This is a genomic window from Calyptranema fuscum S582, from assembly GCF_055793305.1.
In genome coordinates, this window is record NZ_JBSLYH010000045.1 from 32,128 (window position 1) to 48,150 (window position 16,023).

Below are 16,023 nucleotides of genomic sequence, written 5' to 3' on the forward strand. Positions count from 1 at the left end.
CGCACGAATTAAGTTATGCTGCTACTGTTCCAAGGATCTGGGCTAATTGAAGAAAATCTGATAGGGTTTTCTGAATAATTCACTGCGGCATTGATTTAAGGTGAGCATGGCATCACTAAAAGGGCGAGATTTTCTGAGCATGGCGGATTTGAGCGCGGATGAAGTCCGATCGCTTTTAGATCTTGCTGCTCAATTGAAGACAGGCAAGCTAAGTTTGCGCTGTGAAAAAGTTTTAGGGCTGTTGTTTAGCAAAGCGTCTACCCGCACTCGGGTCAGTTTTACGGTCGCGATGTATCAGCTAGGAGGGCAGGTTTTAGACCTGAATGCTAGCGTTACTCAGGTGAGTCGAGGTGAGCCTACGATTGATACAGCACGAGTGCTCGATCGCTATCTCGATATTGTGGCGATTCGGACGTTTGAACAACAAGAGATTGAAACCTTTGCCCATTATGCAAAATTACCTGTAATTAATGCGCTGACTGATTTAGAGCATCCTTGTCAAGCGGTGGCTGATTTGCTGACGGTACAAGAGCAATTTGGTAGTTTAGCGGGCTTAACTCTCACCTACGTAGGAGATGGCAATAACGTTGCTCATTCACTTCTTTTAGGGTGTGCCCTAGTGGGAATGAACATTCATGTGGCGACTCCCGCTTCATACCAACCAGATGCTGAGATTGTGGCACGCGCGAAGGATATTGCAGGCGATCGCACAACCGTCTTGATGACCGACGACCCTGAAGCGGCGGTAAAAGGAGCGCAGGTTCTCTATACCGATGTCTGGGCTAGCATGGGGCAAGAAGATTTGGCAGAATCGCGGGTTCCCATCTTTCAACCGTATCAAATCAATGAACAACTGTTAGCTCAGGCAGATCCACGGGCGATCGTGTTGCACTGTTTGCCAGCTCATCGAGGCGAAGAAATTACAGAGGGCGTTATCGAAGGGTCTCAATCTAAAGTTTGGGATCAAGCAGAAAATCGTCTTCATGCCCAAAAAGCATTGCTTGCCAGTCTCCTCGGAGCTGCCGATTAAAAAATTGCTCTCGTGTCACGAGGTTCAAGACTAGAAATAAAACAGCATTCCAGTTTTAGGGTGGCGCGGCAGAGCCGCGCCACCCTAAAACTGGAATTTTATGATTGTTCTTTACAGACCCATTTCCACAGAGGATGACTGATGCCTTGCTGATGGATTTTGAATAACAACTTTTCTAAGCGTTGGGTTTGTCGATCAGAAATACCCCATAGAATATTGTGACTTTGCCACAATAAGACACTTACCGTCGTTCCCAGGCAAAGGGACAGACCCAAGGTCGGAATTGGATTATAAACCAGGCTAAACCTGACCGCTGTCCAGGTAAAGTGTTCCAGCCACAATGCTATCTCTGAGCGTAGACTCCATAGACAGATAGGAGCGATACTGATCCAGAAAGCTGCCACTACGATCCATCTGGCATACACGGTGAGCTGATGTAATCTCAGTATCTGCTGTTTAAAAACCGGATCATACTCAACAAAGTCAGCATGTCGGATCAGCGGGTTAGATTCAGCCATAGAACTCCTTCTGGTGGCGATCGCATCGCACCAACACTAATCTAACTTGAATTCGAACAGCCCTTATATAGCGGTGTGCAAGTTCGTTAAGTACAGAAACGGTGTTGTGGGGCGCGGAGCGCCCCACAACACCGTACTGAATCAACCTGCACAGCGCTATATAAATGAAGTGAAGCTGCACCGTCGGCACAACTCCACTTCTTTTAATAGAAAACAATGGCTTAGGATTACAAATTGCTTAAGCTACAGATTTTTTGTTGTGTGCCGCGCTCCGCGCGGCACACAACAAAAAATCTAAACACATCCCAGCGCGAAGCGCTGTAATAGCGCACTGTCTAACTGACTAACGCCATTAAGGCAGATTGCTTTTTCGTATAGGGGAAAGGATGCTGCACCATGGGATAGTCGAGGAAATCACACAGTTCTTGCCAACCCTGACCATTACAAATATTCAGCACCAGCAGAGACTCTGGACGATCTTGGAAGTAGTCCAGCACATTTTTGTAGTGCTGATCGTAAACATAGGACATCCGCTCGTAATTAAATTCATAAGTCCCATAGACCGCTGCCCGGAGAAATCGTCTGATCTTCATATGGGTTTCTTTACCCGGCTTCCCTTCGTCAGCGTCCATAAAAGCAGGGCGGTTACTCCAGTGAGCCTTCATGGATTTTAGCCATGAGTTTTTATCGCGAACCGTTAGAACAAACTTGCTGCCGGGAAACAGTTTGTCTAGCTGCGCATAGTAAGGAACAACCGTGATGTCGGTAATGCCGTCATATTCTCGTAAGACAGAAAAATCACAATTCCCTTCGGTGAGCTCTCTTAGCGTCGTTTCATCATCTGGATAATGCACAGCTTTGATGCCAAGCATATGCAGCGCGCTGGTCAGGCTTTTTGTACCTGTGCGGCTCAGACCAATGCCAAAAACCTTGCCTTGTTTTGAGTGGGCAGAGTAGGAAGAACCAGAGTGCATAAGTTGCCACGTCCATTGACATTTAGCTTTTGCTTCCACTTCCGGATAGGTGAGAGGAATTTGTTCGGGAAGGTGGAGTTTTGGAACTTCAATCTTTGCCAATTCTGGCAAAGCGGCAATAAATTCAGCCAAATCTGCTGGAGTTGTATCGGGCTTCTTGGCTTCTCTAGCGTATTGCACGGCGTGGAGAGCAACCAGAAATTCTGGATCATCGGGCTGTTTCTGCCAATATTTCTCGGCGGCATCCAGCTGAATTCGGGTGTGGTGGGTACGGCTGCGTAGCTCTCTCAACGCAATTTTACAGAAGATGTCTTCGTAATACTGAAAAAAGTCATGGAAGATTCTAAAGTGTTTGAAATGTTTGCTCATTTCAAGTTTTGAAAGAGCAATGGAACGAATTCTCGATTCAGGACGGAGGACATATTTATGATCATTTTCAGGTACTTTGACCTTCTGCATCTCTCTGACTAAATCGATGCGCGTAATATGAACACCTTGATGAATTTGCCCTCTAAATTTATCGAGAACATAGCAATCAACATAGGGATATTCGTTGCGTTGCAGGAAACTGTTCATGTCTTCCATGATCAAGCAATCTGCATCCATGAACACGACCACATCACAGTCGTATTCAATCTTAAGCATTTGATTGACAGCTTCTGAAAAAGGACGAACCTTTTCAAGCACATGAATTCGATTGGGTTGAATGTTTTGAATTGCTAAATTCAGGGCAATTTCAGTCGTTCTCTCACCAACCGTTCTAAAAACAAGATCAACTTTTTTCATAATCGTTACACATCCCATCTGAGTTCTTGATTTTCTGTTCCAGCGAGCTCATTGAAAAGGGTTTCAATCGCTGGATCAAGTTCCTGTTTCCATCTCAAATCTAGAGCGATCGCTGAGTCATGCTTTTCGTAATAGTATTTATTCTTATCAGATAGGGATACAAAAGGCTGACTTAACTGAGTTGTTTGAGACTTTGCGACCAAAAATTGAGTCCCGTTATTTCCACCTAATACATGATGCTCATGTTGGTTATAATTTATCATTTCAGAATAATAATTGATATCCAGAAAATTACAGAGCTTTTCCACAATCTGAGTAGGATTGGTTGCCAATTCTTCATAATGGATCTTGATTTTGTTTCGGGTGAACCTTTCAAACAAGGCGTTGGTTAGCCGAATTTGTTCAGCCCAATCTAAAATCAAATCTTTTACGTCTTTATTTGGATATTTGCGAATCCTAGAATTGATTACAGCCCGTCCATCTCTTTGTAGAAAGATGAGAAACGGTTGAGCTGATGTTTGATGGAGTGCATCTATCTGATGTTGGATCCAATCGACATTTTTCGCAGAATCAATAATTAATGGCTTACGCACTTTGATCGAAATTTGTTCGTATAAATCTACGGTTTCGTCAATTAAAAAATCACCCCAAATTGAGCAATTCTCTCCGCATAGTTTACAAACTCGTTTCGTAATTCTTTTAGTTTCGTCATGCAGAAATCGAGTTTTTGTAGCTTCTCCTGCATAGAAACCATCGGGATGACTGCCTAAAATAAACCCGAGTAGGGTTGAGCCTGAGTGCCCTGCTCCACCAATAAAACAAACTTTTTGATTGATTCTTGAGTTCATAGAGGTTAGATGACGCCGTACCGGATTTCCTAAACCACAGCTTTTGTGAACAAGCAGACACCGGCTTAAGTATGGATATAGAGCTTAAGTTGCCCAGTTTGAGGTTGATTCCAACAAAACTGCTAAAGAATTAATACCTCCAAACAATTTAATAGATCCGTAAATATAACGGTGACGTCCGTTTAGTATCATGTGTAGCAACCGAGAGGCTGGTTGAACAGAGTGCAGAGGTGGAACCCCTGCGTAGGGGCGCAGCCCCTCCACCCCATGTTGCAGAATTTAGTGTTCGCAACAGTAGTGGCATTCAGGACATGATTTTTGTGGCGCGGGCGTCGCCCGCGCCACAAAAATCATGACATTTCCAGGCCTGCTACTTTGAGCTTGTATTGAAGGATTATCCTTTGGGGTATTACCCCTATTCAACTTAAAAGCTGAAGATTTTCTCACAGAAAATCTTCAGCTTTTAAATTAGCTGGAGGTTAAACCTGAATGCGATCGCTTGCTTTCAGCTCGATTTTAAGTGGTTCTGCGAGAACAGACATATACCTAAGGGTGATGAAATTAAGAGCGACTGAGAGCGCACAGATCAACAAAATCTAGCCACATCTTTTTGACGTCAGGATGGACGCTTTCAAAATAAAGCTCATGAAACCAAACATTAAGGTTGGCATCAATTTTTTTTAAGCGCTGACAGATTAAGCTAAACAATTTGACCGTGACCATAGGATCTTTCTGTTTTTCCAACACATTGATCCAGTGTCTTACTTGATCTTCATCTCGAGTTTTGATAATTTCGACCAGCTTCAGGCTAATTGCCTCTAGTGACTTTGATTTAACCATCGCCTGTGTCATCTGCCTCTCAATCAATGCTGCTGTTTTTTCTCATGAGCCACTGAGGACGAGCAAAAAAATGCCCTTCCTGGGGTGGGTGTAGTGCAATTTTCATCAAGCAGGTCTGGGAATTGAGGAAGAATGGGTGTCTGCGTTCCATGCTGGGATGGAGCCCCTTTTCACCTCAATCCGATCTGGTATGGATAATGATCTGCACTAAAGATGGGTTGATGAAAACTCCTGTTTATCTTTTCTGTTAATTTCGATAATTTCCGGATCGAGATGACGAATTTATGTAGGGCGTCGGCATTGATAGATCCCCGTTTCAGACTATTTTGTGCCTGAGATTTTATAGGTTTATAGTGCTGTGCAAGTTTTTTAAATACAGAAACGGTGTTGTGGGGCGCTCCACGCCCCACAACACCGTACTGAACAACCTGCACAGCGCTATATAGCCAGCCCTACACATCAGCGTCAGGACAAGGGGGAGCGGGGGCGACGTCCCCGAACAGAGGTTCCACCCCGGCACCCCGGCATAATCGTGGACTCAGTCGAATGAAGATATGTGATCAGAGTTAAAACGTTCGCTTTAATCTGCACAAATAAGGCTCAGATTGGCGGTATCTCTAGCTTTGATTTGTACGCCAGATGTCTCGAAAATGTGCCCTAAACACGCAGATTTACGGTTTACAGGATTGATCATTCTGAAAAGGATTTCCTGATCTCAGCAGAAAGCTAAGGAATAGTCGAATAAGTCTGTCTGGGCTGGGAGGAGACAATCTTCGTTTTCAGCCTGTCAAGTTGCAAGCCGTTTAATCTGGGGCAGGGTTATCTTGAAGAATCGTAGTTGGTTTGATTTTGCAGAATATGCATCACTAGTCGGACTAGGGGTGGGCACGGTTGCGGCTTCGGTTTCTTCGCAACTTCTCTATACCTCTGCCCCATTATCGCTAGTGTTAGTTCTTAATTTGATCAATCGTCGGAGATTGATACAACTGGGAGAACAAAATCGGGCGATCGCCGTTCACGAATTAGACCAGAAGCTCTCTAAAAATATGGAGCTACTCAACCAGCAAGTGGCTGACCTGCCGACACCAGAGACGTTGGGTAGTGTGAAAAAATCGCTGCTGATCAAAAATCGTGAAGTATTTGAGCGTCTTTCCCAAGATATCTCAACGGTTCAAAAAGAACTCCAAGAACGGCTTGACCCGATTGAAAAGCAGAATTTAGGGAATGTCCGCCGCGACCTTGTTAATTTGCAAGATCAATACAGAAACGTCAATGATCTGATTACCCAACTCAATGCCCGGATTCAGGAACTCTCTACATCCGACCGGGTTGAGGATCTTGATCGGTTGATTGCCAGACTCAGGGCAGACACCGATCAGTTGCGGAACGGTCTACAGAACCTCAGCGACCAGACCAGACCCACCCTAACGTCTTTGCAAGAACAGGTCAATCATCTCAATCGCCAGTTTCAAAAATTGCCCCCACCGTTTGACTCTACAGCTCTGAAGCAAGAGGTGGCAGAACTGATTCGGGTCGTTGCCGATTTAGTCCCCAAACGCGATTGGAGCAATTTGGTGACGGAGATGCAAGCGTTGCATCAGCAACAAGAGTCGCATTCTCAAAATGAGGAAAGTCTGCGTCGTAAGTTGCAAGAACTGAGTCAACAGTTGCAGTCTCGTCCGGCAAAATCGAGTCTGACATCGTTGCAAAATCAGATCAATCATCTCAATCGGCAATTTCAGAAACTTCCGCCTCCCTTTGATCCCAGCTCTCTGAAGCAGGAAGTGGCAGAGTTAATTAGAATTGTTGCCGACCGGGTGCCCAAGCATGACTGGAATGCGCTTGTGATTCAACTGAAAGCGCTGCAAAAACAACAAGTATTCCAATCGCAGGTTGAAGAAACGCTACGGCGGGAATTGAGAGAGATTAACCGACAGGTGCAGGCATTTGTTGCCCAGACAGAGGTTGCTCAGTTCCCCACCAATGTCGCTGCATCCAAGGCTGAAGAGCCGATCATTTTGCAACCCCAGCGGCAGTTTCAAGCTCGCATTGAAGAAACATTGCAACGGGAGTTAGAAGCGATCGGGCAGCAACTGCAAGCGCTACCCAGTGGTCCTCAGCTTCAGCGGCAAATTGAAGATACCTTGCGGCGAGAGTTACAGGAAATCAATCAGCAACTGCGCTCCTTTCCATCTGATCCGCACTATGAGCTAGTGTTTGACTTTAAATCGAGTCTGGCGGAGGAGGCATCAACGTCGTCCACACCTGCCTCTGCGCATAGCTTCGCGTATAGTAGTCGGGCAGTCTTAGAAGAAGCGCTGGCCGTGACTCAAAAGCGGTTGATTTTGATTTGGCCCTGGTCGAGTCAGTGTGTATTGGATGAGGCGTTGTTTGAGCAGATCGACGGATTTTTGGCTCAGGGGCGGCAGCTTGATTTGGGCTGGTGCCACCAGGCAGAACGAGAACACCGTTTCATTCAGAGTATTAATCAGCGGTGGGCGATTCAACCGCGCCAGAAAGAGCTGCAAGCGACTTTACAACGGTTGTTGCGCCTAAAGCAAACCTATCCAGAGCAATTTCAGTTCCAAATTTTAGGAACATCTGAAAACTTCCTGGTTTCCGATCATCGGTTTGCCGTTCTGGGAACGGACGATTCGTTGATCCAACAATCTCTGTTTCCAGAATTGGAACTCAAACTGCGCACCACCGATGGCGAAGTCATTCAACAATTGATCCATCGATTTGATCATCCAGTTCTACATGCAGATGATGTGGCTGCTTACTGGAACCGTGCTGTAACGCGCTATGACCTGGGAGATAAGCAAGGTGCCCTGGCAGACTTTAATCAGGTTTTGGGGACTACGGCTGAAGATGCGATCGCCTATAACTATCGCGGATTGGTGCAGTTTGACCTGGGCGACTACCAGAGTGCCATGTCTGACTTTAGCCACGCAGTTGATCTCGATCCTAATTTCATTACGGCTTATTGCAACCGGGGCTTTGTTGCCTCTGAGATGGGCGACCAATTAGGCGCGATCGCCGATTTGAGTCTGGCGATTCAATATCAGCCAGATTCTGCTATTGCGTTCTTTTATCGTGGTTTAGCAGGGCAAAAAATTGGCGACTTTCAGGGCGCACTGACCGATTACAATGCTGCCATTGAGTTAGTTCCCGATGCACCGCAGTGCTATTACTATCGCGGCATCACGTTGCAAAAACTGCAAAACTTTGAAGCAGCGATCGCTGACTTTGAAAAAGCTGCTGATTTATTTATGCAACGAGGCAATAAAGCGAACGCTGATAAAGCGGTCAAAAATCTATCTAGACTCCAGCAAGGCTTAGACGTTGGCACATTGCATTCCGTAGCCAGTGCTGCCATCCCAGACGCACCTGCGGCTGAACCTGGGGAAACTGCATTTACACCTGTATCACCTGCGCCTGAGGTACCTGCGACCGAGGCATCTGTAACTGAAGCGATCGCATCATCGCCTATCGAATCTCCGCTACAACCTCAGCACCTTACCAGTGAGGCATTGGCAGCCGATCCGCATGAGTCCAGTAACGGGGTTGATAGCCATCATGGGACGGAGTTGAATAACGGGATTGCCCTCGACACATTGGAATCTTTTTTCCAGGCGATTGGGCAGGTGGCTGAGTCTGAGCAAAACGGCGCAACGGCGCATAGTGTAGAGAATTTATCCGAAGAACAGTCTGCGATTGTAGACCTGTTCAATCCGTCGAGTCTGTTTGAAGAAGTCGATGAAGAGTCGGTAGATCCATCTGAGTTTGAAGAGTATCCTGACGCGCTGACCTTGAACTCGCTAGAAGAAAACGCGATCGCTGACCCCTCAATCAACCAGCCTGCCCCCCCAGAGTCAACCGATATACCGACGCCCTTGTCCGGAACGGAAACCCAACCGAATAACTTCCATCCATCCGCTAAATCTCATGCGGAGAGTAGCGCGGCGTCTGGTACGGAGACGATCTCCAGCTTTTTCTATGATTCAGCGGGCTACGATCCAGATGCAGAATCGGATCTGGCAGAAACAGGCTGGTCGGGAGACGGCACCCTGATCGATTTATTTGAAACCATTGATGCTGAACCGATCAGCAATGGACATCCAGAGCCTGCGATCGCCGAGACACTGGTGGATGCGATTTCGGCTTCGGCATTAGATGCGGCTGCCCAACGGCTGCATCAAAAGGCGTTGGATGATGCGATCGCGGCATCATTACCTACCGATCCCCAGGTCGGTGAAAGTCAATCGACCGATGAGAAAAACGCACTGATCAATTTTTTTGAGCATCTCTCGGCTGACGTAGAAGACGAAACTCCCATCTCCGTTTTTCCAGAGGCTGATAACACTGATCCCGAAGAACCAAGCCAACCCCACTTTACGGGAGTTGGATCAGAATATGCGGAATCGATGCCATTAACGGTTTCTGAGTTGGGGCAATGGTTTTGAAGATTAGCCCATCCATAGCGTTTCTAAATCAGTTGTGAGAGCGTCCGCCCGAAGGGCGGGCGCTCTCACAACTAATCATGTTTGCGAATCCAATAGGATCGCTATAGTCAATCAGTTGGTGTTTCAGAAGACTGTGATTAGACTAGATGGTTGAACGTTCTCACTGGAACTAGCCCTGACAAGAGTAGCTGCATGAATATTTTGATGATTTCCTCGACCTTCCCCTATCCACCCAGCCGGGGAGGCACAGAGATCAGAACGTTTAATCTGCTCAAATATCTCAGCCAAACCCATTCGGTTACCCTGGTGACGCAACGACATGCAGCCGTCTCAGATGAAGAGATCGCGGCGTTGCGGCAATGGGTCAGTGATCTTGTCATTTTTCCGTTGCCGGACGAGTCGATCCCAGCCAACTTGCTCCAGAAAATAGTCGGTAAAATCGGCAATTTTCTCGAATCTTGGATCAAACAGATCCCGCCAAATGTCTTGTATCGCTATGCTCCAGAGATGCAAGCCTGGATTGATGCTGGGGTAAATGCTGGAAAATTCGATGTGATTACTTGCGAACACAGCGTCAATGAAATCTACATCCGCCCAGAGTTTCGCAAGACGGTGAAAACGGTTGTCGATGTTCATAGCTCAGTCTATGCCTGGACTCGAAATCATTTAGAAATGGGAGCATCCCAAAATCCTCAACGCGATCGCCTTTATCTCTCTCTGCTCTATCGGTACGAAAAAGGCTATTGCAAAAAGTTTTCGCACATTGTTGTGACCACAGACGACGATCGCGACGAGATGCGCCATCTCAGCCCTAAAAGCAAGATTGCTGTGATTCCCAATGGCGTTGATCTGGAGCTATTTCCCTATCGCGATCGCGATCCCAGCGGTCATCATCTGGTTTTTGTAGGAGCCATGGATGCCTCTCATAATATTGACGCGGCTCGGTTTTTTGCCCTGGATGTAATGCCCGGTCTACGCCAACGGTATCCAGATGCCACGTTTAGCATCGTCGGTGCCCGTCCAACGCCAGAGGTAGAGGCATTGCAAGCTTGCCCTGGTGTTCGGGTCACGGGACGGGTTGAGTCAATGGTCGAGCAACTGCATCAGGCGACCGTTTGTGTGGTACCCCTGCGAACTGGCTTTGGCATTAAGAATAAAACCCTGGAGGCAATGGCAGCCGGGGTACCCGTGGTCGGCAGCGATCGCGGTTTAGAGGGGCTTGCCGTCGATACGGCTGATGTTCCTTTGAGGGCATTGCGGGCAAATCAGGTAGAAGAGTACATTAATGCCATCAGTCGATTGTTCGAAGATGCTGCATTGCGGGATCAATTTGCCAGAGAGGGACGAGCATTGGTGGAAGGTACGTATACTTGGGAACAGGCAGGACGAGCCTATGAGCAGGTTTTGATGAAAGGATAAAGGATGAAGAAGAAACCGGAGCGTGCGGTGAAAGTCAAGCTGTTCGTTGCCTCTCATTTGAAGGGGAAGCGATCGCCTCATGTCGATACATCCTCCCCGCTCAGTCAACCGTCTGACTCTTCTTCCCAGCCATCGTCCCAACCTGCACCGTCTCAACCCTCGATCCCGGTGCCAACCGACAAACGACCTGCTGCCAAAGTCACCGTGTTTGTGTCTCCTCAGACCCGTGCTCCGGTGCGTCGTCCAGCCCTGGAGCCAGCCGATGAGCGAGAGGATGAGGACGCCGATGACCTCGATTGGGACGATGAGGAATGGGATGAAGAACCTGCCGTCAAACTATTGGTCGCTCCGAAGGTGCCGTTTTTAGAGCGATGGTTTGTCTCTGCTTTTTTGGTGAGTGGCTTTTGGTTGGCGATCGCCACGTTATTGGTGGGTAGTGGTTGGGTGGCAATCCGCGTAATTGTTAACCCCGGTTCGGTCAGCTGGCTAAGTTGGATGATGCCCGAGTGGAATCGTAAGCCCTTGATCAGCGACAGCACACCCAGACCCTTGAGCAGCATTCGAGACAGTTTGGCAGAAGAGGGGTTAACGGTGGGCAATCCGATTACGCTTCAGTCTGACCATCTATTACTGCCTGTGTTAGCAAAGACAGACAGCTGTGATACGGCGGCGGCGATCGCCGCATCATGCCGACAAATTACAGAACTGCGCGTTTACCAGATTCACCACAAATCCGCCCACGACCCGGTTTTATTATTAGCCGATCGCCTTGCCGTCAGGGGAACGGAAGAGTTTTTTGTCGTTGCGCCCTTAGCCAGCACCCCGACAGAAAGCCAGGGTTCATCCCGGCTGTTACCATTCACGGAAATCAATCCCATTCCGGGAGTTGCACCCCCTGGAGCAGGCAATTGGCTTCAGCTCAAAGGCAACTGGCAACGAGGCAGCAATCGCTTGGTCTATGGACAGGTGGTATATTACGACGCCCAACAAGCGCGCTTATCTCTTTTGTCGGCGTGGACTAGTCCAACGGGTGAGGTGGCGGGTTGGCAAGCGGTCACTGGGGATACGGTGCCAGAATTGGTAGTGAACCAAACGGTTGGGCTAGAGCCTGCCTTTCAGGTTTACCAGGTAAAATCCTCTGCCTCGGCGATAAATCCGCAGCGGTTAGAGGCAATTCCTTTGACCGCAATGGATCTGAATAATTCGACGTATAAAAACGGCATTCTTCTGGCACAGAGCGGGTTATGGTCGCCAGCGTTGCAGTTGCTTCAGACGGCGAAAGAGCGATCGCAAGGGCGAGAAAAAAGCTGGTCGGCAACCGCTCAAGCCCAACTCGATCTGGTTGCCCTTCATGCCCAGTTGAGCCAGCAACAAGCGAGTCATTCCTGGTCGAGTCCGGGGCAAGATATTACCACTAAACTGATTGATGGTCGCTGGACGGACGCTCTCAAGTCTCTGCAAGCGGCAAGTCGGGACGGATACGACGTCACCAGTTTGCTGCGAGATGAATCAGGGCGACTCTGGCGACGGATCAATGCGGCATCTCAGATCTATCCCAATCAAGCCGATGTGCAAGCCTGGGGGATGTTGGTGATTGCTGTCCAACAAAATCGGGGAGCGGCGATCGCCTGGTTACAACAACAATTGGAGCGTGGGGGCAATCCCCTGACCCAACTGACGGCGCTCGATCCACGGCTTCAGGAAACCTTGGGATTATTGAACACGTTGACGGCTGATAATGCGATCCGTGAGGATGGTCGTTGGCTGGGAACCGTCGATCGCCTTGCCAGCATCAATCCGGCAGATTGGCTGAGACCGGGGGGCAACTCGTCGCTTCAGTTAGCCTCTGGACAATCCTGGTATCGGGTGCAGATTGCCAGTTTCCACGATGGGCAACAGTGGCAGCGATCGCCCTTTCCAGATCTGCATCTCTCTGTGATCGATGCCGCTAACCAACTGTGGAATGTGTTGGGGTTGGGTCGCGATCCCCAGGTACAAATCATGGTTTGGAGCGACGATGGCATGTCTCAGACCCTGCCAGCCACAGTCAAAGCGGCGCGCTATAGCAATGGCAGTCTGCAACTGTTAATTGCAGCGTCTGATTCAACCAGTGAAACTTTGGCAACATCACCGTTTCCGGCATTAGCCATGACCCCGACGATCCAGTGGCTGGAACCGGGAACGATGACAACTCTGTCCACTCTATACGCCGAGCAACCCACCTGGGTCAATGCCATGCTACCCGCTCTCTGGCAAGAGTTTAGACAAACAGACTATGCCCTGCCCGTTTCGACTGCCCAACCTGAGGACGATTTAGCGGTGGTGGGTACCTGGTCAGTGCAGTTGATCGATCTGACAGGGAATAGCCAACCCGAAGCCATTCTGCTATTTCAACCTAGCTCGACCGATCAGACTCAGATGAGTTTTAACCACGCTCTTTCCCCCGATTCCCGCACGATCATTTTTTCTGATCAAGGCAATATTATTTACAGCGATATTGACGCAGGTAGTGGGCAGGCGATCGTGGCGATCGCCGATCTGGGAGACAACGGCATGCCTGCTCTGATCATTGGGGGGGATGACACTTATCGGTTGCGTCGCTGGTCAACTCAAAATCAGCGCTTTGAATAATGCGATTGACTATAATCCACTGACCGGAGTGATTAAGCCGTCCCTCTAGCTGAAGCGATTGACCCGTCTGACACTGCTGGAGTTGCCCATCGACGATCGCATCCAGTGTTACCAGAGAAAAAGTCTGCTGGGCGATCGCTTTGGGTTCTACCACTGTGAACTCATACGCCTGCTCTCCTTGACGCTGAAAGATGCCAGAAAAAGACAGCGATCGCGGCGTTGGCATGGATGCCTGACCCTGCGGGTCAACTGGGGCATAGCCATTGCTGGGATAGGCGTCGGGATGATCTCGGTAATAGCGTTGCCAGTAGAGCCAATCGGGATGCTGAGGTGGCAGGTTGAATAAGGGGATCAGTGCGGTGGGGGCGATCGCATCGGTGAGCAATGCATCTTGTAGTGCCCGAACGGATAAGTCTCTGGGTTGACAGGTTTGCTCGATACACAATGCCGCTGCCATTCCGGCTGCCTGACCGATGCCCAAGACCAATGGCTGCAACCGAGTTGCCCCATTGGCAATATGAGAAACGGAACTATTTTTTTCGCATACCAGCAACCCATCGATCGCCGCAGGCACCAAACAGCCATAGGGCAGCGTAAATGGCGTGCCCGTCCAGCGTCCACCCCAGCGAATTGATTTGGGCTGCAAGGCAAACTCATAACCGGGGTAATGGTGATCGTTGGCGTAGTTGCCAATGGCGATCGCCGTCACCTGCCCGTGGTCGTCGGTGGGGAGTGCCGCAACTGTTGCCTCTGCCATGGGCAAAATATCCCATTCCGTGACTGTTGTGATTCCCTGGAGCCGCCGACTCTCCCGATAATACGGGTGCAGCGCAAAAGCGCTGCCATCCGGAAATACATCGGTCGCTAAGCCATAGCGTTGCCCCAAGTGAGTTTGCAAAAATCGGGCGTAGCTCTGGGAATGCCAGCGGGCTTCCTGAAGAAATTGCGATCGCTCCTCCTGTGACCCTACCAACCGATGCAACCCCGTGCCATAGTCATTCCCTCGTTGGGGAAAATTCATCATGAAGCGATTTCCCGGCAGTCGTCCATAGTTGAGAAACAACTCAGGTCCATAGCCCTCCCAGGTGCCGATAAATTGATCGGGATCATCCAGGGGCGGAGCCGGAATGGTTGGGGCACAGTTGCCTTCCCCAACGTCTTGCATCACGACAACCCAGGTGGGCGATTGCACAGGATACTGGTTTGTTAAGTCAGTGGCTGCCTCTGGGGCGCTAGGCTCTTGCCATTGGCTGCGCCATTCCCATCCCCAACGATGGGGAATCTCTGCCAGAGCCAGGAGATCGCCCAATTCCGTCCCATCCAAAACGATCGCCGCATGAATCGTGACATCTTCAAAACAAACGCCTGTGATCCGGTCGCCACTTTTTAGAATCGCTTGAGGCGTGCGATCGCTCATCCATTTCAAGTTGGGGAGCGATCGCACCCAATCCGCAAAAATTTCTGCCCCTACTCTGGGTTCATAGGTAAAGAAACTGACCCAGGCATGATCCAGCCCTTCCGGTTGCCGTTGCTGCAATGCCTGGAGGAACGATCCCCAGATCCCAGTTTGCCAGGCTGCCAGCTCATTGCCATCGGGAGCCGTTACCCCAGCCGCTGTCAGCATTCCCCCCAACCAGGAAAACTCACTCACCAGAATCACCTGCACTCCCCGTCGTGCTGCCTGAATTGCCGCCGCCGTGCCACCTGTGCCACCGCCAACGACCAAAACATCAGTTGTCAATTCCTGCATACTTACCCCTGCCTGCCACCCTCACCAAGATCCCCAGCCTTTTTGGAAACGTCGGATCTGAACTCATTCTCGCCAGATCCTCAGCATTTCATTCCCACCTTTTTGCAACTCATAGCCACTTTTTTCTACAGTACTAGCCCACCCTGCCTGTGCTAGAGCCATCTGGACGGGTTCAATATACGGCGAAACCTGAGCGGCGAGGGTTAGCAGCGGAAAGATACGAATTTCCTTGCCAACCCGGCACAATTCCAAAATCGCATCGATATGAAACTGTAGCGGAAATAACTCGGAATAGAGGAACAAGAAATGAGAACATAGCACCAGATCAAACGCTTCTGTCGCAAACGGCAGGGTCGGTAAAGCTGCTAACCGATAGCGTCCCGTTGCCCGTCCTTGGTCGTAGTCACTCAGAAATCGTTGTAGAGCTTTGGTGCGATTACGGCGTAAGTCCTGGCTATCTTGATGAAAACTCCAGACCCAATCGTGGGGAGTCGCTTCGACCTGGGCAATGACCTGATCGACCGTTGCCAGAAATCGTTGTTCGATCTGTGCGCCCGAAAATTCGTAGAGGGGATCGATCGAGATCACGGAATAGCCCCGTTCTGTCATCTCTGCGTTAAAACTGGCGGGACCACCGCTACAATCCAGAATTTGACGGTGATAATCAGCCGCAGAGAAGTTAAACATCCGTTCGTACTCGCTGAGCGATCGCCCAAAGGGTACAACGTGTTCTAGCTTGACACTCATACAATTAGTTCACC

General features: G+C 49.3%; 10 protein-coding genes. 4 read left to right on the plus strand and 6 right to left on the minus strand.

Going from position 1 to position 16,023, the window contains the following annotated elements; genetic code table 11:
* Positions 1-106 precede the first annotated feature (106 nt).
* Entirely contained in the window at positions 107-1,030 is a 924-nt protein-coding gene (gene argF / locus ACR6Z4_RS24630; RefSeq protein ID WP_479719984.1) for an ornithine carbamoyltransferase, read from the plus strand.
* Between the two features lie 98 nt (positions 1,031-1,128).
* Here argF and ACR6Z4_RS24635 read toward each other — a convergent pair whose 3' ends face one another.
* The 4 genes from ACR6Z4_RS24635 to ACR6Z4_RS24650 all read right to left on the minus strand — a co-directional run bounded on the left by ACR6Z4_RS24635 (position 1,129) and on the right by ACR6Z4_RS24650 (position 5,008).
* Positions 1,129-1,548 (minus strand): hypothetical protein, encoded by a 420-nt coding sequence (locus ACR6Z4_RS24635; RefSeq protein ID WP_479719985.1) that lies wholly within the window; start codon positions 1,546-1,548, stop codon positions 1,129-1,131.
* Positions 1,549-1,883: 335 nt separating this feature from the next.
* Positions 1,884-3,308, minus strand: a complete 1,425-nt coding sequence (locus ACR6Z4_RS24640) for a sulfotransferase family protein (RefSeq protein ID WP_479719986.1) — start codon at positions 3,306-3,308, stop codon at positions 1,884-1,886.
* Positions 3,309-3,313: 5 nt separating this feature from the next.
* Positions 3,314-4,156: a sulfotransferase family protein gene (locus ACR6Z4_RS24645; RefSeq protein ID WP_479719987.1), complete on the minus strand. Its 843-nt coding sequence runs from the start codon at positions 4,154-4,156 to the stop codon at positions 3,314-3,316.
* 561 nt (positions 4,157-4,717) lie between these two features.
* Positions 4,718-5,008, minus strand: coding sequence for a hypothetical protein (locus ACR6Z4_RS24650; RefSeq protein ID WP_479719988.1), 291 nt, complete (start codon positions 5,006-5,008; stop codon positions 4,718-4,720).
* 812 nt (positions 5,009-5,820) lie between these two features.
* Here ACR6Z4_RS24650 and ACR6Z4_RS24655 point away from each other — a divergent pair.
* The 3 genes from ACR6Z4_RS24655 (at position 5,821) to ACR6Z4_RS24665 (ending at position 13,512) form a co-directional block, all read left to right on the plus strand.
* Positions 5,821-9,462 (plus strand): tetratricopeptide repeat protein, encoded by a 3,642-nt coding sequence (locus ACR6Z4_RS24655; protein ID WP_479719989.1) that lies wholly within the window; start codon positions 5,821-5,823, stop codon positions 9,460-9,462.
* A gap of 192 nt (positions 9,463-9,654) precedes the next feature.
* Positions 9,655-10,881: a glycosyltransferase family 4 protein gene (locus ACR6Z4_RS24660; RefSeq protein ID WP_479719990.1), complete on the plus strand. Its 1,227-nt coding sequence runs from the start codon at positions 9,655-9,657 to the stop codon at positions 10,879-10,881.
* 3 nt (positions 10,882-10,884) lie between these two features.
* Positions 10,885-13,512 carry a hypothetical protein gene (locus ACR6Z4_RS24665; RefSeq protein WP_479719991.1) on the plus strand — a complete coding sequence of 876 codons (2,628 nt, stop codon included), beginning with the start codon at positions 10,885-10,887 and terminating at the stop codon, positions 13,510-13,512.
* Here ACR6Z4_RS24665 and ACR6Z4_RS24670 read toward each other — a convergent pair.
* Positions 13,448-15,262, minus strand: coding sequence for an FAD-dependent oxidoreductase (locus tag ACR6Z4_RS24670; protein WP_479719992.1), 1,815 nt, complete (start codon positions 15,260-15,262; stop codon positions 13,448-13,450). The two genes, ACR6Z4_RS24665 and ACR6Z4_RS24670, sit on opposite strands and share 65 nt — an antisense overlap.
* A gap of 63 nt (positions 15,263-15,325) precedes the next feature.
* Entirely contained in the window at positions 15,326-16,009 is a 684-nt protein-coding gene (locus ACR6Z4_RS24675) for an SAM-dependent methyltransferase (protein ID WP_479719993.1), read from the minus strand.
* Positions 16,010-16,023 lie beyond the last annotated feature (14 nt).

Excerpts from the sequence above, each read along its gene's own strand:
- ACR6Z4_RS24660 (WP_479719990.1), top strand. The coding sequence starts at position 9,655 with ATGAATATTTTGATGATTTCCTCGACCTTCCCCTATCCACCCAGCCGG.
- ACR6Z4_RS24650 (WP_479719988.1), bottom strand. The coding sequence starts at position 5,008 with ATGACACAGGCGATGGTTAAATCAAAGTCACTAGAGGCAATTAGCCTG.
- ACR6Z4_RS24635 (WP_479719985.1), bottom strand. The coding sequence starts at position 1,548 with ATGGCTGAATCTAACCCGCTGATCCGACATGCTGACTTTGTTGAGTAT.
- ACR6Z4_RS24670 (WP_479719992.1), bottom strand. The coding sequence starts at position 15,262 with ATGCAGGAATTGACAACTGATGTTTTGGTCGTTGGCGGTGGCACAGGT.
- ACR6Z4_RS24665 (WP_479719991.1), top strand. The coding sequence starts at position 10,885 with ATGAAGAAGAAACCGGAGCGTGCGGTGAAAGTCAAGCTGTTCGTTGCC.
- ACR6Z4_RS24675 (WP_479719993.1), bottom strand. The coding sequence starts at position 16,009 with ATGAGTGTCAAGCTAGAACACGTTGTACCCTTTGGGCGATCGCTCAGC.
- ACR6Z4_RS24640 (WP_479719986.1), bottom strand. The coding sequence starts at position 3,308 with ATGAAAAAAGTTGATCTTGTTTTTAGAACGGTTGGTGAGAGAACGACT.
- ACR6Z4_RS24645 (WP_479719987.1), bottom strand. The coding sequence starts at position 4,156 with ATGAACTCAAGAATCAATCAAAAAGTTTGTTTTATTGGTGGAGCAGGG.
- argF (WP_479719984.1), top strand. The coding sequence starts at position 107 with ATGGCATCACTAAAAGGGCGAGATTTTCTGAGCATGGCGGATTTGAGC.